The sequence below is a fragment of the Pseudomonas sp. 5.2 genome (genome assembly GCF_059025405.1).
Genome location: NZ_JBYBHH010000005.1, coordinates 8,262 through 28,997 on the forward strand (window position 1 = coordinate 8,262; position 20,736 = coordinate 28,997).

At 66.5% G+C, this 20,736-nt stretch carries 2 protein-coding genes (1 of these 2 cut by a window edge); both read right to left on the minus strand.

Going from position 1 to position 20,736, the window contains the following annotated elements; genetic code table 11:
* On the minus strand, positions 1-11,325 hold the full coding sequence (locus AC5PZ0_RS09510) for an amino acid adenylation domain-containing protein (RefSeq protein WP_493854785.1): 11,325 nt from the start codon (positions 11,323-11,325) through the stop codon (positions 1-3).
* Positions 11,322-20,736 carry the 3' end of a non-ribosomal peptide synthase/polyketide synthase gene (locus AC5PZ0_RS09515; protein ID WP_493854786.1) on the minus strand. It continues 12,917 nt past the right edge of the window, so 9,415 of the gene's 22,332 nt are visible here — the last part of the coding sequence; its start codon lies beyond the right edge, outside the window — the gene reads right to left on this strand; the stop codon is at positions 11,322-11,324. Before AC5PZ0_RS09515 ends, AC5PZ0_RS09510 begins: the two co-directional genes overlap by 4 nt.

A 20,736-nucleotide genomic window follows, 5' to 3' on the forward strand; every position in this document is an offset into this window, starting at 1 on the left:
TTAAGGGGTAACCTTGCCGTGGTGCAGCGCCTGCCCGTCGTGCCACCAGGCCGCCAGGCTGAACACATCCGGCACCTTGAGGATGCTGAAGTGGTCACCGGGCCCCTGCCACAGCGCAAGCTTGGGCATCAGTTGCTGCCAACCGGCCTGCATGGCGGCATGCTCGCGGGCATTGCCCAAGGCATCCAGGCCCGGGTCATCTACCAGCACCAGGCCGACCGGCCCGTGGTAGCTCAACGTTGGCCGGTAGGCCGTGCGCAACGCCGTGGCGAAGGTCCGTACGGTGCCGTCCAGCGCCCCTGGCTGCGACCGCGCCGGCAGTAATCCGACCCGCACCATGGCCGCGTGCAGCTGGCTCAACTGCTGGTCGTCGCTGGCCTCGGCAAAGGCGCGTGAGCAAATACCCAGGGTTTTGCCGGTGGACAGCTGCAACGCCTCGATCAGCCGCTGCAAGGCTGCGCCCAGGGTGTAGGGCTGGCCACAGGTGCCGCCCTCACCCGGCGCTTCGCTGTCGATCAGTGTCAATGAACGCACCTGCCGCCCCTTGGCCTCGAACCGGGCAGCCATGGCATGTGCCACCCAGCCGCCAAACGAATGCCCGACCAGGTTCAGCGGCCCTTGCGGATAAAGCGCCTCGATGGCCTGCACATGGCAATCGGCAGCAGCCTCCACCGAAGTGTGCGGCACCGAGCAGCCGTCCAGCCCCCGCGCCTGCAGGCCGTACAGCGGCCAGTCCGGGCCCAGGGCCTCGGCCAGGCCTATGAAGCTGGTGACGCTGTCGCCAGCCCCCGGCACGCAAAACAACGGTGCATGCCCGTGCTGACCGGTCTGGATCGCCACCAAGGGCTGATAAGCCGCTGCCTTGGTGCTGTTCGTGCTAGGCACACTGCCCAGTAGCTGGCCAAGCGCCTGACCGAGCGCGGCCACGTGGGGCGCCTGCATCATGCTGCGGTGGTCCCCCGGCACGCCCAGGAGCACCAGGGCCTGGGACGGCAGCGTCTCGCGCCAGCCCAATGTCGACTGGCTGTCACTGCCCTGTTCGGCGCGCAGCAGGTGCACCGGCACGCTCAACGGTGAAGGGCGGTAATGTGCCAGCGCATGGCCGTGTGCCAGTTCACGGGTGAAGTAGTGCAGCAGTTGCGCGTCGCTCATGTTCGCCCACAGCCCATAGAGCAACTGCTGCTCGCGGCAGCTGGCGACCAGCGTGGCAAAATCGGCCTGACCGGCCTCCAGTTGCTGCAGGCGTGCCAGCTTGTCGGCGCCTGCCGAGTCTTGCGTGCGCCAGAACGTGCTGCAGTTCAACAGCAACTGCCGTTCGAGTGCACGTGGCCCCTGCCAGCGCGCCTTGCCCTGGTCGGCCAGGCGCGGCACATAGGTGTCGATCAAGCCGAGGAATTCGACCTCCTCGTCCACACCCAGCAATTGGTTAGCCATTTCGAAGGCCACTACCCCACCGAACGACCAGCCTGCCAGGCGATACGGCCCCTGTGGCTGCACGCTGCGCATCTGTTCGATCTGGTAGCGGGCCAGGCACTCGAGCGTCTGTGGCTGCGCTTGATCGGCCGGGATGCCGGGCAGTCCAAAGAGCGCGAAATCACCGGGCAGGTGCTGGCCCAGCACCGGGAAGTAGAAATCCAGGCCGGTGAATTCGTGAACCAGGAACAGCGGCGTCTGGCTGCCCCCTGCACGCACCCGGATCACCCCGCGGTGCGCAGCGTCAGGGCTGCCGAGCCTGGCCGCCAGCAACGCTACGCTGGGGTGCTGGAACACATCGTTGATGGCCACCTTCAGGCCCGCCTTGGTCATCTTGTCGACCAGCCGGATTGCCGCCAGGGAGTGGCCGCCCAGCTCGAAGAAGTTGTCGTGCCGCCCTACCTGCTCCACGCCCAACAGTTCGGACCAGATCGTTGCCAACAGGGTTTCGGTTTCACCTTCTGGCGCTTGGTACTCGCGGTTCTTCAGGGCCTCGCTATCCGGTAATGGCAAAGCCTTGCGGTCGAGCTTGCCGTTGGGGCTCAAGGGCAGTGCCTGCAGGTGGACGAACAGCGCCGGCACCATGAAGGTCGGCAGGCGCCCGAGCAATGCCGAGCGCAGCGCCTCCACCGGGAACGACTCGCCCGTGTAGTAAGCGAGCAACTGCTGCTCATGAGCGATCACCACGGCCTCCTTGACCCCCTCTATTCGCGTCAGGCAGGCCTGAATTTCGCCCAGTTCGATGCGTAAGCCGTGGATTTTGACCTGATCATCGTTACGGCCCAGGTATTCGATGTTGCCATCGGCCAGGTGACGCGCCAGGTCGCCGGTACGGTACAGGCGTGCACCAGGGCGGGTACTGAACGGGTCGTCGAGGAAGCGTTCGGCGGTCAGTTCGGCGCGGTTCAGGTAGCCTCGGGCGACTTGCACACCGCCGATGAACAGTTCGCCGGCCACGCCTTGCGGGACCGGCTGGCCTTGGCTGTCGAGTACGTACAGCGTGGTGTTGGCGATCGGTTTGCCGATGGGGGTGTTGTCCGGTGCCGTCACGCAGTGCCAGGCGCTCACGTCCACCGCTGCTTCAGTCGGGCCGTACAGGTTGTGCAGTTCAACGGTTGGCAATTGCGCGTGGAAGCGTCGGACCAGGCTGCCCGGCAAGGCCTCGCCGCTGCACAGAACGCGTTTGAGGCCATCGGTCGACGCGTCGCCATGGGCCAGGAATACATCCAGCATCGAGGGCACGAAGTGCAAGGTGGTGACGTTTTCGCTGCGGATCACCTGACGCAGGTACTCCGGATCGCGATGGCCGCCGGGACGCGCCATGACCAGGCGCGCGCCGGTTTGCAGGGGCCAGAGGAATTCCCATACCGACACGTCGAAGCTGAACGGGGTCTTCTGCAAGACCACGTCTTCAGCGCCGAGGTTATAGGCGTCTTGCATCCACAACAGGCGGTTGACCACGCCGGCATGCTCGTTCATCACACCCTTCGGCAAGCCGGTGGAACCTGAGGTGTAGATCACGTAAGCAAGGTGACGCGGGGTCAAGTTGGTGACAACTGGGTTGCTGGACGGCTGGGCGTTCCAGGTCGGCTGATCCAGGTCGATAACCTGGGCCGAATCCGGTACGTGCCGCGTAGCGCTATGCACCAGCACCGCCACCGGAGCGCTGTCACTCAGCATATGCCGCACGCGCTCCGCTGGGTAATCGGGGTCAACCGGCACATACGCGCCACCCGCCTTGAGGATGGCCAGCAAGCCAACCACCATCGACAGCCCACGTTCAACGCAGATCGCCACCCGATCATCAGGTTTAACACCCAGTTCAATCAGGTGATGCGCTAATCGGTTGGCCTGCTCATTCAGCTGGCAATAGCTCAGTACCCCTTCTTCGGCTTTAACCGCGATCGCATCCGGCGTACGCAACACCTGCGCCTCGATCATCCCGTGCAGGGTCTGCTCAAGGTCATAATCCACCGCCGTGTCGTTAAAGCCCTGCAACAACCGCTTGCGCTCATCGGCATCCGGCAAACCGACATGGCCCGGAATGGCCCGATCGCTCTCCACGAAGGCCCACAGCAGTTGTTGGAAATACCCCGCATAACGCGCGATGGTCGAGCGTTCGAACAGGGCTGTGGCAAACACGATACCGCCGGCAAAACCTTCGGCGCGCTCACCCAGGCTCAGGCTCAGGTCGAACTTGGCGATGCACGCAGGCCCACTCACTGCGCTCACCGACAGGTCGGCCAGTTGCAGCGCCTGGCGCTCCGGGCTGGCGTCCCAGTCCAGGGTGGCCTGGTACAGCGGCGTATGCGCAAGGCTTCGGCGCGGGCGCAGCAACTCGACCACCTGCTCGAACGGCAAGTCCTGATGCGCCTGCCCGCCCAGCACCACGGCCTTTACCCGGGCCAGCAAGGTCGCCACATCCGGTGCCCCCGAGGTGTCCACGCGCAACGCCATGGCATTGACGAACATGCCGACCAGGCCATCCACTTCAGCCTGCCTGCGGTTGGCTACCGGCGAGCCGATCACCACTTCATCCTGGCCGGCAAGCCGGCTCAACAACACTGCCCAAGCCGCCATGAACAGCATGTAAGGCGTGACGCCATGGCGCCGGCACACGGCTTTGAGCTCGGCACTCAGGCGCGGGTCCAGGCTCAGCGCGACGCTGTCACCGGCATACTGCTGACGCTCTGGCCGTGGGTGATCCCAAGGCAAGCTGAGCAGCGCCGGTGCCCCGGCCAGCTGGCCAATCCAGTAATCCGCCTGTTGGCGCAGCGCATCGCCGCTCAGCCAGCGCCGCTGCCACAAGGCATAGTCGATGTACTGCACGGGCAAGGCCGGCAAGGGGTCGTCGCCACCGCAACTGAAGGCTTGGTACAACTCGCCAAGCTCGCGCACCAACACCCCCAGCGACCAACCGTCGGCCACCAGGTGGTGCAAGGTCAGCAGTAGCAGGTGGTGGTCCTCGGCCAGCTGCAGCAGGCGCCCACGCACCGGCAGGTCGCGGCTAAGCACGAAGGGTTGGCTCGCCTCCTGGCGGATCAGCGCCGCAATAGCGGCTTCATCCAGGCCCTGGCAAAGGTCCCGGCCAAACTGGAAGCCTTCGTTACCGGTTGCCAGCACCACCTGCGGCTCGCCTTCCTGTTCAACAAAATGGCTGCGCAAGCTTTCATGGCGCTCGACCAGGCGCCTTAACGCGCGCTCCAGCGCCCCAGAGTCCAAACGGCCCTCCAGGCGCAGGGCCAGGGGAATGTGATAGGCCGCGCTGGCCTCCTCCATCTGCGCCAGAAACCACAGCCGCTGCTGGGCGAACGAAAGCGGTAAAGCACCGTCACGTGTGCCCGGCTGGATGGCCGGCAAGGCATCACCGTCACGCGCAAGGCAGGCGGCCACCGCTGCCAGGCTGTCATCGGCAAACAGGTCGCCCAATGCCAGCTCCAGCCCCAGGCGTTGGCGAACTTGGGCCAGCATGCGCATCGCCAGCAGTGAATGGCCGCCCAATTCGAAGAAGCGGTCGTGACGCCCGACGCGTTCCAGCTGTAGCAGTTCGCCCCACAACGTGGCCAGCGCCTGCTCGCGCTCGCCTTCCGGTGCTTCGTACGCTGTCACCGCCAGGTCCTGGGGCGCCGGCGCCGGCAAGGCCTGGCGATCAACTTTGCCATTGTTGTTCAGTGGCAGCCGCGGCAATGCCACAAATGCGGTAGGCACCATGTAATCCGGCAAGCGCCCACGCAGGAAGGCACGCAGGTCAGCAGCCTCCACTGGGGCCTCGTGCCGGGTAAACCAGGCCACCAGCCGCAGTGGGCCCTGCTCGTTCGGCACAGCCATCACCACGACTTCACCGACACCCGGTGCCAGTGCCAACTGCTGCTCGATTTCACCCAGCTCGATCCGGTAACCGCGAATCTTGACCTGGTCGTCATTGCGCCCCAGGCACTCCAGTTGGCCGTCGGCCTGCCAGCGCACCAGGTCGCCGGTGCGGTACAGCCGAGCGCCCGGCTGCGGGCTGAACGGGTCATCGATAAACCGCTGCGCCGTCAGTTCTGGGCGGTTCAGGTAACCCAGGGCCACGCCGTCGCCGCCGATATACAGTTCACCGACCACGCCTTGCGGCACGGGCTGTTGCCAGGCGTCCAGCACATACACCTGGGTATTGCCGATCGGCCGACCAATCGGCACTTGGGCTGCATCGGGCGCCAATTCACGCACTTCGCAGGTAACCGCGAACGTGGTGGTTTCGGTGGGCCCGTAGCCATTGAGCAGGCGCAGCCCAGGTGCTTTGTGCAGCAGCGTGCGGAAGGCTGCAGGTTCGGCACGCTCACCGCCGCTGATCAGCACGCGCAGCGCGGCCAGGGCCTCGGGCATCAACTGCACGTACTGGTTGAACAACGCCGTGGTCAAGAACAGAACGGTGATGCCCTGCTCCGCCAGCGCCTTCGCGAAAAGCGCTGGGTCGACCAGCGTGCGGTGGTCGATCACCCGCACCTGCCCGCCATTGAGCAACGCGCCCCACACTTCCAGGGTGCTGGCATCGAACGCCGGGTTGGAAGCGAAAGCGATGCGGTCGCTGGCCAGCAACCCGGCATACCGCTCGTTCAGCACCAACCGCGCAATACCCCGGTGCGGCACGCACACGCCCTTGGGTTTGCCCGTGGTGCCAGAGGTGTACATCACATAGGCCGCACTGCCAGCGTCCTGGGCCACCCCAGGGTTGTGGCCAGGCTGGTCATCGAGGACCAGTTGGTCCAGGTCGACCCGCGGCACCGCATACTCAACCGGTGTGCCAGCAAGCGTCAGCAGCGCGGTGGCCTGGCAATCCTCGACCATGAAGGCCTGGCGCTCGGTCGGGGCATGAATGTCGAGCGGCACATAGACCGCGCCACACTTGAGCACAGCCAGGTGCGCGACCAGCAGGTGCAACGAGCGCGGCAGTAGCACGGCCACATAGGCACCCGGTGCCACACCTGCACCCATCAGGTAATGGGCCAGGCGGTTGGCGCGTTCGTTGAGTGCCCCGTAGCACAGCGCCTGGTCGCCCTGCACTGCCGCCACGGCCAGGGGATGGCGCGCCACGCGCTGCTCAAACAGCTGCTGCACGGCCAGGTCACGGGGGTAATCGCGTTGCGTGGCATTGAAACTGTGCAGCAAGGTCTGGCGCTCGGCGTCGCCAAGCAACGGCACCTGTGCCAGCGGCTGTTGATCATCGCCGATCATGGCCCAGAGCAAGGTCTCGAAGTAGCCAACAAAGCGCCGCACAGTTGTTTCGCCGAACAGCGAGGTGGCGTAGTCCAGGCTGCCGGCCAGCGTGTCGCCGAACTCGCCGAGGTTCAGCGTCAGGTCGAACTTGGCGACCTGGCCAGCCTGGGCCACGGCCTCCAACTGCAGGCCCGGCAGTTGCAAGGCGCCACCTTCGATCGCCTGCCAGTTGAGCGTGGCCTGGAACAAGGGGGTGTGGCCGAGGCTGCGCACTGGGCGGACGATTTCCACCACCTGCTCGAATGGCAGGTCTTGGTGCGCCTGAGCCTCCAGCACGCGTGTACGGACCTGCTCCAGCAGGGTTTGCGCCGTCGGTGCGGCAGCCGTGTCGATGCGCACGGCCAGGGTATTGACGAACAGGCCCACCAGCGGCTCCAGCTCGGCACGGCCGCGGCCCGCCACAGGGCAACCGATGACGATTTCGCCCTGGCCGGACAGCCGCGTCAACACGGCGGCCCAGGCACTGAGCACGGCCATGTACAGGGTTACCCCGTGGCGCTGGGCCAGGCTGCGCAGGCCAGCCGCCAGGCGGGGCTGCAACTGCAGTGGCAGGCTTGCGCCGGCAAAGTCCTGGCGTTCGGGGCGTGGGCGATCACTGGGCAGCTTGAGCAGGCTGGGTGCACCGTCCAGGGCCTGGCGCCAGTAATCGGCCTGGCGCTGCAACTGGGCGCCGGCCAACCAGCGGCGCTGCCACACGGCATAGTCGCCGTACTGGATGTCCAGGGCCGGCAGCGGATTATCCTGGCCCTGGCAGCAGGCGGTATACAGCGCGCTTAGTTCGCGGGTCAGCACGCCCAGCGACCAGCCGTCGGCAACGATGTGGTGCACGGTCAGGGCCAGCACATGGTGTTCTGCGCCTAGACGCAGCAAACGCGCTCGCAACAGCGGCCCGTGAGCCAGGTCGAAAGGCGCACTGGCCGCTTCATGCAAGCGGGCCGGCAGCGCATCGACGCTCAGGTCTTCACGCTGGAACCAATCGGCACCCGCGGTGGCGGCCAGCACCACCTCGGCACTGTCATCGCGTGGTACGAAGCGGCTGCGCAAGGTCTCGTGGCGCTCGATGATGCCCAGCAAGGCCGCTTCCAGCGCATCGGCATCCAGTGCCCCGCGCAGGCCCAGGGCCAGCGGCACATTGTAAGCCTGGTTGCCGCCTTCCATTTGCGCCAGGAACCACAGCCGCTGTTGGGCGAACGACATCGGCAGCGGCGCGTCGCGCGGCACCGGGCGTATCGCTGGCAGCTCACTGCGCCCGGCATGGGCCAGTACCTCGGCCACGGCGGCCAGCTCGGGGTTGGCGAACAGGTCGGCCAGGCTCAGTTCGACACCCAGGCGCAGGCGCACCTGGGAGACCATGCGCATCGCCAGCAGTGAATGCCCGCCCAAGCTGAAAAAATGGTCGCGACGGCCGACTCGCTCAACGTGCAGCAACTCGGCCCATAGTGTTGCCAGCGCCTGCTCCAACGCCCCTTCGGGGGCCTCGTAGCCCTGCTCGAACAGCGCCGAGCGCTCCGGGCGTGGCAATGCGCGGCGGTCGAGTTTGCCGTTGGCCGTCAGCGGCAGCGCCGGCAGCTCGACATAGGCCACCGGCACCATGTATTCCGGCAGGTGCGCCTGCAATTGGCTGCGCAGGCCTTCTGGGGTGAGCGGTTCGACGCCTGCCTGGGCGGTGAAGTAGGCCACCAGGCGCGGCTGGCCGGGCTGGTCCTCGCGGGCCAGCACCACGGCTTCATCGATGCCAGCCAGGGCGTTCAGCCGGCTTTCGATCTCGCCCAGTTCGATGCGCACGCCGCGGATCTTCACCTGGTCGTCGTTGCGCCCCAGGTAGTCCAGGGTGCCGTCCGCCAGCCAGCGCACCAGGTCGCCTGTGCGGTACATGCGCCCACGGGCGACGAAGGGGTCGTCCAGGAAGCGCTCGGCGGTGAGCGCCGGGCGGTTCAGGTAGCCTCGAGCAACCCCGGCGCCACCAATGTACAGCTCACCTGGCACACCCAGCGCGACAGGCTGCAGGTGTGGGTCGAGTACGTACAGACGGGCGTTATCGACCGGCCGACCGATGTGCAGCGCCCCGCCCGCTTCCACCACGCCGGAGCTGGCCACCACCGTGGTTTCGGTCGGGCCGTAGTTGTTGACCACGGCAAAGCGCTGGGTGCGGTTGAACTGGCGCAGGCGGTCACCGCCGATCAACAGGGTGCGTAGGGTCGGGTGTTCGAGCTGATGGTTGAAGGCATACTCGGCCACCGGCGTCGGCAAGAAGCTCACGTCCAGGGGCTGCGCCTGCCACCAGGCAAGCATGGCATCCAGGTCGTCGTTGCCCTCCGACGCCGGCGCCAGGTGCAACGTGGCCCCGGCGCACAACGCCGGCCAGACTTCCCAGGCCATGGCGTCGAAACCAAAACCGGCCAGGCTCGAAGTGTGTCGGCCATGGCACAGGTCGAAGGCGCGGCAGTGCCAGTCGACCAGGTTGTTGACGGTCTGGTGCTCGACCATCACGCCCTTGGGCTGCCCGGTGGAACCGGAGGTGTAGATCACATAGGCCAGGTGGCTCGCGCTCAGCCCCGGCACAACCGGGTCGCTCTCGCATACAGGCCAGTGCGGCTGGTCGAGCAGCACCACGGGCACCGCGACAGGCCCCAGGCGCTCACCCAGCGCCTGCTGCGTCAGCACCGCTACCGGGCCGCTGTCATTCAGCAGGTAGTGCACGCGCTCATCCGGGTGGGCGGGGTCTACCGGCACGTAACCGGCTCCGGCCTTGAGTACCGCCAACAAGCCCACCAGCGTCTGAAGGCTGCGCCGCGCCACCACGGCGACGCGGTCGTCAGGCCGCACGCCCAGGTTGATCAGGTGCTGCGCCAGGGCATTGGCCTGGCGGTTGAGCTCGGCGTAACTCAAGCGCGCGCCGTCACAGGTGGCAGCGACGGCGTCAGGGTGCAGTTCGGCGCGGTGTGCAATGCGTTGGTGCAGGGTCAGTTGCCGCTCATACGGGGCCGGATAATCGTTGAACGCTTCCAGCAGCTCCGCGCGCTCGCTGTCGGGGAGCATGGCCAGCGCCAGGACCGACGACTGCGGTGCTTGCACCAGGCTTTCGAGGGTCTGCTGCAGGTAAGCACAGACGCGCTGCGCCGGCACTTCGGCGCTGGCCAGCAAGGTCAGGCGAAACGCTTCGCCCAAGTCGTCGACGCTGAGCGTCAAGGGATAGTTGGTGGCCTCGGCAGACTCGACGATGTCGATGCCGGCCAGGGCTGCGCGGCGTGGCTGAGTGCTGTCCACTGCGCTGTGGCGGTAGTTGAGCAAGGCATTGAACAGCGGCGCCGGCGCCGCCACACCGCTGCACCGCTGGGCCAGGGCCAGTGGCGCGTGTTCATGGCGCATCAATGCGCTCAGCCGTTGGTGGGTGGCGCGGATCGCCGTCGGCAAGTCAGCACTGTCCAGGTCAACGCGTACCGGCAGGGTGTTGATGAAGATCCCCAGCGCCCGGTCGGTGGCTTCGGCGCCCTGCAAGCGCCCCATCAGCACTGTGCCGAACACCACCTGTTCGCGCCCCGTCAGCCCGCCCAGCACGCGGCCCCAGGCCAGGTGGAAGAGGCTGGCGACGCTCACGCCCAGGCTACGCGCCTGGCTGCGTAGCTGCTGGCACAGCGCAAGTGGCAGGTCGAGCGCGTGCTCGTTGTGCACCTCGCCCACGCCTTGCACATCCTGGATGCCGTAGGCCAGGGTCGACGCGTCGATCCCCCCCAGCATGTCGCGGAAAAACGCCTCGTGTTCGGCCTCGCTGATACCCAGCACGGCTTGTGCCACATAATTGCGAAACGGCACCGGGGTGCCGAGCCGATCACCCTCGCCGGCCAGAAACGCGATCAGTTCGTGACGCACCACTTCCAAGGCACTGTGGTCCATGGCGATATGGTGGAACTGCAGGGTGGCGGTCAGTGCGCCATCGGCCTGCTCGGCCTCACGCAGAAGGCGGATTAGCGGTGCCTGGGTCAGGTCGAGCCTGCCGCGCGTGGGGTCGTTGTCGGGTAACGTCGCCACCTGCAGGTCAGCGCGGCGCCAGACCACCTGCACCGGCGTTTCCAGCCCTTCCCAGTGCACCGAGGTGCGCAAGATGTCGTGGCGGCCAATTACACCACGGAGCGCATCGGCAAACGCCTGCAAGCGGGCTTCGCTGGCAAACACGAAACGCGCCTGCATCACGTACGGGTCGCTGTCGGTGGCGCTGGCGTGGTGGAACAGCATGCCCTGCTGCAGCGGTGCCAGTGGGTAGATGTCTTGCACGTTGGCCGCGCCGCCGGGGATGCAAGCGACGATGCGGTCAAGGGTGCCCTGGTCTAGATCGATCAGGTTGAGGTGCTGCGGCGTAATGCGCGTGCAGCCCGGCTCGATGAGGTTGGACGGCACGTGTACCGCACCCTGTTTCACGGCCACGTACTCGCCGCGCTCGATCATCGCCACCAGCGTTGGCTTGTGTTCACGCAGTTGCGCCACCAACGCGGGGTCGGTCAGGGCCTGACGGTTGCCCTGGACGGCCAGTTGGCCGTCCTTCAACGCCAGTTGCACGTTTTTGGCCGTCAGTGTTGCCAGTAGTTGGTTGATGCTCACAGGACGATCTCCATTCTGTCTGTGATGGCTGCGTAGCCCGCCAAGGTCGGTTGGTCGAACAGGGCGCGCACGTCGGCTTCCAGGCCTTGATCACGCAGGCGGGAGGTGAGGGTCACCGCCAGCAGCGAATGGCCGCCCAGTTCGAAGAAGTTGTCGTGGCGCCCTACCCGCTCCACGCCCAGCAGCTCAGCCCAGATCGCAGCCAGCAGGGTTTCGGTTTCGCCTTCTGGGGCTTGGTACTCGCGGTTCTGCAGGGCGTCGGTATCCGGCAGTGGCAAAGCCTTGCGGTCGAGTTTGCCGTTGGGGCTCAGGGGCAGTGCGTCCAGGTGCAGGAACAGCGCGGGCACCATGAACTCCGGCAGGTGGGCCAGCAATGCCGTGCGCAGAACGTCTGCGGCCTGTTGCTCACCGGTGTAGTACGCCACCAGACGCTGGTCGCGGGCCACCACGACGGCTTCCTTCACGCCTTCGATGGCGGTCAGGCCAGCCTGGACTTCACCCAGCTCGATGCGCAGGCCGCGGAGCTTCACCTGGTCGTCGTTGCGGCCCAGGTATTCGATGTTGCCATCGGCCAGGTGCCGCGCCAGGTCGCCGGTGCGGTACAGGCGTGCACCAGGGCGGGTGCTGAACGGGTCGTCGAGGAAGCGTTCAGCGGTCAGTTCGGTGCGGTTCAGGTAGCCTCGGGCGACTTGCACGCCGCCGATGAACAGCTCGCCAGCCACGCCTTGCGGTACGGGTTGACCCAGCGTATCGAGTACATACAGCGTGGTGTTGGCGATGGGTTTGCCGATGGGGGTGTTGTCCGGTGCCGTCACGCAGTGCCAGGCGCTCACGTCCACCGCTGCTTCGGTCGGGCCGTACAGGTTGTGCAGTTCGACAGTCGGCAATTGCGTGTGGAAGCGTCGGACCAGGCTGCCCGGCAAGGCTTCGCCGCTGCACAGGACGCGCTTCAACGAAGCCGCCGAGACGTCACCATGGGCCAGGAATACATCCAGCATCGAAGGCACGAAGTGCAAGGTGGTGACGTTTTCGCTGCGGATCACCTGACGCAGGTACTCCGGATCGCGATGGCCGCCGGGACGCGCCATGACCAGGCGCGCGCCGGTTTGCAGGGGCCAGAGGAATTCCCATACCGACACGTCGAAGCTGAACGGGGTCTTCTGCAAGACCACGTCTTCAGCGCCGAGGTAATAGGCGTCTTGCATCCACAACAGGCGGTTGACCACGCCGGCATGCTCGTTCATCACACCCTTCGGCAAGCCGGTGGAGCCTGAGGTGTAGATCACGTAAGCAAGGTGACGCGGGGTCAAGTCGGTGACAACTGGGTTGCTGGACGGCTGGGCGTTCCAGGTCGGCTGATCCAGGTCGATAACCTCGGCCGAATCCGGTACATGACGGGTAGCACTGTGCACCAGCACCGCCACCGGCGCGCTGTCGCTCAGCATATGTCGCACGCGCTCCGCTGGGTAATCGGGGTCAACCGGCACATACGCGCCGCCTGCCTTGAGGATGGCCAGCAAGCCAACCACCATCGACAGCCCGCGTTCAACGCAGATCGCTACCCGATCATCAGGTTTTACACCGAGTTCAATCAGGTGATGCGCAAGGCGGTTGGCCTGCTCATTCAGCTGGCGATAGCTCAGTATGCCTTCTTCGGCTTTTACCGCGACCGCATCCGGCGTACGCAACACCTGCGCCTCGATCATCCCATGCAAGGTCTGCTCAAGGTCATAATCCACCGCCGTGTCGTTGAAGCCCAGCAGCACACGCTCACGCTCCTGCGCTTCCAGCACCGGCAAGCGCTGCACCGTCAGTTCCGGCGTCTGCTCCAGCGCCTCGACCATGGCCTCCAGCACCTGATTCATCTGCCCACAGATACGCGCCGCGCCTACGTCGGCCGGGGTCATGGCAACCAGGCGGAAGCCCTCCCCCAGGTCATCCACGTTCAACCCCAGCGGGTAGTTGCTGCGTTCCTGGCTTTCCAGGTTGTCGATACCTTGCGTCGCCTGCCGCTGGCTGTCAGTGACCTGCGTGCTGTGCCGATAGTTGAGCATGGCGCTGAACAACGGCAAGGGCGCAGCCACGCCACTGCAGCGCTGGGCCAACGCCAGCGATGCATGCTCGTGGGCCAGCAAGGCACTGAGGCGCTGATGGGTAGCACGGGCCCCTTCACGCAGGCTGATACCGCCCAGGTCGACCCGCAGCGGCAAGGTGTTGATGAACATGCCCAGCGCCCGCTCGGCGCCTTCACCGCCTTGCAGGCGGCCCAGCAGTACGGTGCCGAACACCACGCTGTCCTGGCCACTGGCGGCCGCCAGCAGGCGCGCCCAGGCCAGGTGGAACAGGCTGGCGACGCTGATACCCAATTGCCGGCCTTGTTGGCGCAGCCGTTGTGCCAGGTCGTCACGCAGCCACAGCTGGGCCTCCTCGATGTCACGGCCGTCACCCTGCACATCGCTAAGGCCGAACGGCAGCGTTGGCGCGTCGATATCCGCCAGTTGCCCGCGGAAGAACGCTTCATGCTCGGCCTGGCTGATACCCAGCCGCGCCTGGGCCACGTAGTTGCGGTACGGCACCGGTGCCTGGGCCGGCTCGGCCGCACCCTGCAGATAACCGATCAGCTCCTCGCCGACCACTTCCATGGCCGTGTGGTCGAGCACGATGTGGTGGAACTGCAAGGTGGCTTCGATGCGGGCCGCGCCCGGCTGCTGCGTGTACAGCAGACGGATCAGCGGTGCCTTGCTCAGGTCGAGCATTGCCTCGCTGTCGCGACCACGCGCCATGACCGACAACGGCGCCTGCCGCCAGACCACCTGCACCGGCTGCGGCAGGCCTTCCCAGAGTACCGCTGTGCGCAGCACGTCGTGGCGGGCGATGACCTTGTCCAACGCTGCCGCAAAGTTGTTCAAGTGTTCGCGGCTGGCGAACCCGAAGCGCGACTGCAGCACATAAGGGTCGTGCCCCTGCGCGCTGAGGTGGTGGTACAGGATGCCTTCCTGCAAGGGTGCCAGCGGGTAGATGTCCTGCACATTGCGGGCACCGCCGGGTACCTGGGCAACGATACGGTCGATGGCCGCCTGCTCCAGCGCCACCAGCGGCAGCATGCCGGGGGTGATGTGCGGGCAGCCGGCCGGGATCAGGTTGTCCGGCACCTGCACTTGTTGCACCTGGCCCAGGGTCGTCGCCAGTGCCGCCACCGTCGGCTGGCCAAACAGCGTACGCACATCCACCTGCACGCCCTCGCGGCGCAAGCGCGCGGTCAGGTTCACCGCCAGCAACGAGTGGCCACCCAGCTCGAAGAAGTTATCGTGCCGGCCCACTCGCTCAACGCCTAGCATGTCAGCCCACACCGCCGCCAGGGCAGTTTCCACTTCGCCCTGCGGGGCGACATAGGCCTGGCCTGCAAGCAGCGCCGGCTCCGGGTCGGGCAACGCCTTGCGGTCGAGCTTGCCATGGCTGGTCAACGGCAGTGCTGGCAGGCAGGTGAAGGCCAACGGCACCAGGTGTGCGGGCAGGCTTGCCTGCAAAGCCTGGCGCAGTGTGTCCACTGCCACCGGTGTGGTTTCGGTGAACCAGGCCAGCAGCCGCTCGCCACGCACCAGCACCACCGCATCGCCGATACCAGGCTGCGCGGCAAGTACGCTTTCGATTTCGCCAAGCTCCACCCGTATGCCGCGGATCTTCACCTGGTCGTCGTTACGGCCCAGGTAATCCAAGGTGCCGTCAGCGCTCCAGCGCACCAGGTCACCTGTGCGGTACAGCCGCGCATGGGGTTGGGCGGTGAACGGATCGGCAATGAAGCGCTCCTCGGTCAGTGCCGGGCGGTTGAAGTAACCGCGGGCCACCCCGGCGCCGCCAATGTACAACTCGCCCACGGCGCCCACCGGCACCGGCTGGCGGCGCTCGTCGAGCACATACACCTGGGTGTTGGCGATAGGCTTACCGATATGCAGCGCCCCCGCGGGTAGCAGTTGCCCCGACGTGGCCACCACGGTGGCTTCGGTCGGGCCATAGTTGTTGACCAGGGCAAAACCTGGGTCGCGCTCGAACTGGCGCAGGCGATCGCCGCCGACCAGCAGCGTGCGCAGGGTTGGGTGCTGACGCTCGCGGCGCAGCGCCTGTTCGGCCACGGGTGTGGGCAGGAAGCTGACAGCCAGCGGCTGCTCCAGCCACCAGTCGAGCAATTCGTCGACGTGCTCACCGGCGATGCGTGCGGGCGGCACGTGCAGCACGGCCCCCGTGCACAGCGCCGGCCACACCTCCCAGGCCACCGCATCGAAGCCAAAACCGGCCACCGTGCTGGTATGGCTGCCGGCTTTCAAGGCAAAGGCCTCACAGTGCCAGTGCACCAGGTTGGCCAGGGTCGCATGCTCGACCATCACCCCTTTCGGCTGGCCGGTGGAGCCGGAGGTGTAGATCACATACGCCAGTTGGCGATCATTCAGGCCTGCCACGCAGGGGTTGCTGTCGGCTGCGCCCTGCCAGGCATCGCGGTGCAGCTCGACACGTGGGGTGTCCCCCACCAGCGCCAGGGTGGCCGCATCGACCAGCACCAATGCCGGCGTGCTGTCTTCAAGCAGGTAGGCGATGCGTTCGCTTGGGTAGGCCGGGTCGATCGGCACATAGGCCGCACCGGCCTTGAGGATGGCCAGCAGGCCGACCAGGCGCTCCAGGGTGCGCGGCAAGCACAATGCCACCCGGTCGCCGACCTTCACCCCGCGGCTGATCAGGTGATGCGCCAGGCGGTTGGCGCAGCGATTAAGCTCGCCGTAACTCAGTACCTGGCCATCCTGCACCAGCGCTGCCGCTTGCGGTGCGCGGGCCGCCTGGGCTTCGACCAGGGTGTGCACGGCCTGCCCTTTCGGGTAGTCGCGTGCAGTGGCATTGAACGCTTCCAGCACCTGCTGCCGGGCTACCGGGTCCAGGATCGACAATGCCTCGACCGGCTTGGCCGCAGACTGCGTCAGTGCCTGCAGCAGTTCGACCAGGGCCTGGTTCATCCAGCCAGCGACCCGCTCGGCGCCAATGCCTGCCTGGGCCAGCACACTCAAGGCAAAGCCTTCGCCCAGGTCGTCGACACTGAGGGTCAGCGGGTAGTTGCTACGCTCCTCACCGCCCAGCAGACGAACACCCTGGCTGTGGGTATCGCCGTCGGCAGGCACCCCTGCCGTGCTGTGGCGGTAGTTGAACAAGGCGCTGAACAACGGTGTGGACGCCGCCACGCCACTGCAGCGCTGGGCCAACGCCAGCGAGGCATGCTCGTGCGCCAACAGCGCCGAAAGCCGCTGATGGGTGGCGCGCACCGCCTGCGCCACCGGTGCAGTCAAGTCGATGCGTAGCGGCAAGGTGTTGATGAACACGCCCAATGCCCGGTCGGCCCCTTCACCGCCCTGCAAGCGCCCCATCAGCACGGTGCCAAACACAACATCGGTGCGGTTGGCGAGCACACCCAGCACCCGTGCCCAGGCCAGGTGCGCCAGGCTCGCGGCACTCACGCCAAGCTGCCGAGCCTGTTCGCGCAATCCGCGGGCCACGCTAGTGTCGATGGCCAGGTGGGCTTCTTCGATAGCGTGGCCGTCACCCTGTACGTCGCTCAGGCCAAACGGCAAGGTCGGGGCATCAAGGTCCCCCAGCATCTCGCGGAAGAACGCTTCATGGCTGGCATCGTCGGCCCCAAGGCGGGCTTGGGCAACATAGGTGCGATAAGGCACTGGCGCCGGCAAGCGTTCGCCCTGGCCCGCCAGCAACACCTGCATCTCGCTGGCGATGACTTCCATGGCGGTATGGTCCAGGGCCAGGTGATGGAATTGCAGAATCGCCACCACGCGCTGGTTGGCCGGGTCATCGGCATGCAGCAGGCGCAGCAAGGGTGCCCGCGACAGGTCGAGGCGCTGGTGACGGGCGTCGAAGCGGGCCTGCAAGGCATCGATCACCGACCCGGTAGCCAGGCCTTCGATTGCGCTCACCTGCATCCTCGCTTCCCGCCAGACCACTTGTACTGCGTGTGCAAGCCCTTCGCTGACCACTGCGGTGCGCAGAATGTCGTGCCGGTCGATGACCTGCTGCAAGGCGCCCGCCCAGCGCTGCAAGTGCGCCAGGCTGTCGAAGGCCAGGCGCGACTGCAGCAGGTACGGGTCGCCCTGTGCGGCGCTCAAGTGGTGGTACAGGATGCCCTCCTGCAGCGGGGCCAGCGGGTAGATCTCTTGCACATTAAGAGCGCCGCCCGGCACCGTGGCGACGATACGGTCGATACTGGCCTGGTCGAGCTCGATCAGGCTGAGCATGTCCGGGGTGATGTGGCGGGCCGTGTGTGGCACACGGTTGGCGGGCACCTGCACCTCGCGACCGCTGCCCACCGCGGCGGCCAGCGCCGCCAAGGTGGGCTGGGCAAACAGCACGCGCACATCGGCGCTGAGGCCGGCCTTGCGCATGCGCTCAACCAGGGTCACGGCCAGCAGCGAATGGCCGCCCAGCTCGAAGAAGTGGTCGTGGCGCCCGACCTGCGCGACCTTGAGCAGGTCGGCCCAGATCGCCGCCAGGGTGGTTTCGACCTCACCCTGTGGCGTCTCGAAGGCGCGGCTGAGTACTGCCTCGTTGCCGGGCTGCGGCAAGGCACGGCGGTCGAGCTTGCCGTTGGCAGTCAGCGGCAATGCATCCAGGCACACGTAGGCCGCTGGCAGCATGTAGTCCGGCAACTGGCCTTGCAGCTGTTGGTGCAGTTCGGCAATGCCAGGGGCCGGGTTGTTGGCGGTGAAATAGGCCACCAGGCGCTTGTCACCGGGCACGTCCTCACGCACCACCACGGCCGTGTCACGCACACCGGCACACGCGCCCAGGCGCGCTTCGATTTCACCCAGCTCGATGCGGAAGCCTCGCAGCTTGATCTGCTGGTCGGCACGGCCCAGGTAACGCAACGTGCCGTCGGCCTGCCAGCAGGCCAGGTCGCCACTGCGGTACATGCGCGCACCCGGCTCACGGCTGAACGGGTCGTCGAGGAAGCGCTCAGCGGTAAGAGCCGGCTGGCCGAGGTACCCCAAGGCGACGCCAGCGCCGCCGATGTACAGCTCACCGACCGCGCCAACCGGCAACGGCTGCTGACGGGCGTCGAGCACATAGCAACGGGCATTGCCGATCGGCCTGCCAATCGGGATGCTGCCCTCGCCGACCGTGGCGATGAGGTGGGTGGTGCTGAAGGTGGTAGCTTCAGTCGGGCCATAGCCATTGAGCAGGTGTTGTGGGGCGCCTTCACGCAGCACCCGGCCGACGATGGCCGGGTCCAGCACATCGCCGCCCACCATCAGGTAGCGAAGCTTGGCGAATGCCGGCAGCAGGTCATCGGCAAACTGATGGAACAGGCCGGCAGTCAGCCACAGCACGCTGACGCGCTGCTCCAGCAACACCTCACGCAATGCCTGACGCGACAGCACCTGATCCTGGTCGATGACGACCACCGTGCCGCCGTTGAGCAGCGGCGCCCAGACTTCCAGGGTACTGGCGTCGAACGCAGGATTGGAGGCGAACGCGACACGGTCCTGGCAGGTGAATTCGGCAAAGCCGTTATTGATCACCAGGCGCACGATGGCCCGGTGCGGCACTTGCACGCCCTTGGGGGTGCCGGTAGAGCCGGAGGTGTACATGATGTAGGCGGCGCTTTCGGCAGCTACCGCCAGGCCCGGCGACTGCTGCGCGTACCCGGTGAGGTCGAGGCGGTCCAGCTCGACGCGCAGGGCATTGCCTACCCGCTGTTCGCTGCTGAAGGTGAGCAAGACACGCGCCTGGCTGTCTTCGATCATGAAGGCCTGGCGCTCGGCAGGCGCGTTGCTGTCCAGCGGCACGAACACCGCCGCGCATTTGCTCGCCGCCAGTTGCGCAGCCAACAACTCGATGCTGCGGGGCAGCAGCAGGGCCACACGATCGCCAGGGCGCACGCCCAGGGCCAACAGGTGGTGAGCCAGGCGGTTGGCGTGCTGTTCGAGCTGCTCATAGCTGCACTGCCGGCCACCGTGAACCGCCGCCGGTGCAGCTGGGCTGAGCGCGGCATAGGTGCCAAACAGGGTGTGCAGCGCATGTTCCCGTGGGTAATCGCGGCGGGTGGCATTGAAGCCTTGCAACACCAGTTCGCGCTCGGCAGCTGCCAGCTGGCTCACCTTGTGCAGGGCCGTGCTCGGCGCCTGCGCAAGGGCTTGGGCCAGTTGCTCAAGGGCGGTGCTGAGCAGGCGGCAGACCTGCGCGCCATCGACCTCCGGCACCGCTTGCACGGTCAGCACAAAGGCGTCGCCCACGTCGTCGACGTTGACCACCAATGGGTAGTTGCTGCGCTCATGCGCGGCCAGTTGCTCGATACCCTGCCAGGCCTGGCGCAGCTCAGCCTTGGCCGGTGCACTGTGGCGGAAGTTGAGCAGGCTGGTGAACAGCGCCTGAGACACCGGCACTGCGCTGCAACGCTGAGCCAACGCCAGCGAGGCTTGCTCATGGGCCAGGAGGCGGGCAAGCCGCTGGTGGGTCAGGCGTACGCCCTCGGCCACCGCCGTGGCACCCACGCTCACTCGCAGCGGCAAGGTGTTGATGAACATGCCCAGGGCCCGTTCAGCCCCCTCGCCGCCTTGCAGGCGACCGAGCAACACCGTGCCGAACACCACTTCCTCGCGCCCTGACAGTTGCGCCAGCACCTGCCCCCAGGCCTGGTGCACCAGGCTGGCGACGCTGATGCCAAGCAGGCGGGCCTGCTCGCGCAAGCGGCCGGCCAGCGCCGTGTCCAGGGCCAGACGGCTGTCCAATACACGGCTGCCGTCACTGAGCGCATCGCGTAGGCCGAATACCGTGGTGGGTTCGTCGATGTCACCCAGCAGCTCGCGGAACAGTGCCTCGTCAGCCTGGGTATCGGCGCCCAGACGTGCCTGCGCCACATAGTTGCGGTAGGGCACGCTGGCCTGCGACAGGGCCTGGCCTTGCAGCACAGCGGTGATCTCGGCCACCAGCTGTTCGACGGCTGCGTGGTCGAGGATGATGTGGTGGATCAGCAGCGTGGCTTCCACGCGCCCCTCGCCGTGGCTAGGGAGCAGGCGGATCAAGGGGGCCTTGTTCAAGTCGAGCGTGGTGCTGCTTTCATCACCGCGCACGGCTGCGCCGACTGCCGGCACAGTGCGCCAGACGACCTGCACGGGCTCCTCAAGGCCCTGCCAGTGGATGCTGGTGCGCAGGATGTCGTGACGGGCGATGATCTGGTCGAGCGCTGCGGCAAAGGCATCGAGCTCGGCTTGCGTCGGGAAGGCGAAGCGTGCCTGCAGCACGTAGGGGTCTGCGCCTTCGCTGGCCAAGTGATGGTAGAGGATGCCTTGCTGCAGCGGGGCCAGGCCGTAGACATCCTGGACGTTAGCCACGCCACCGGGGATCTGCGCGACCAAGGTGTCG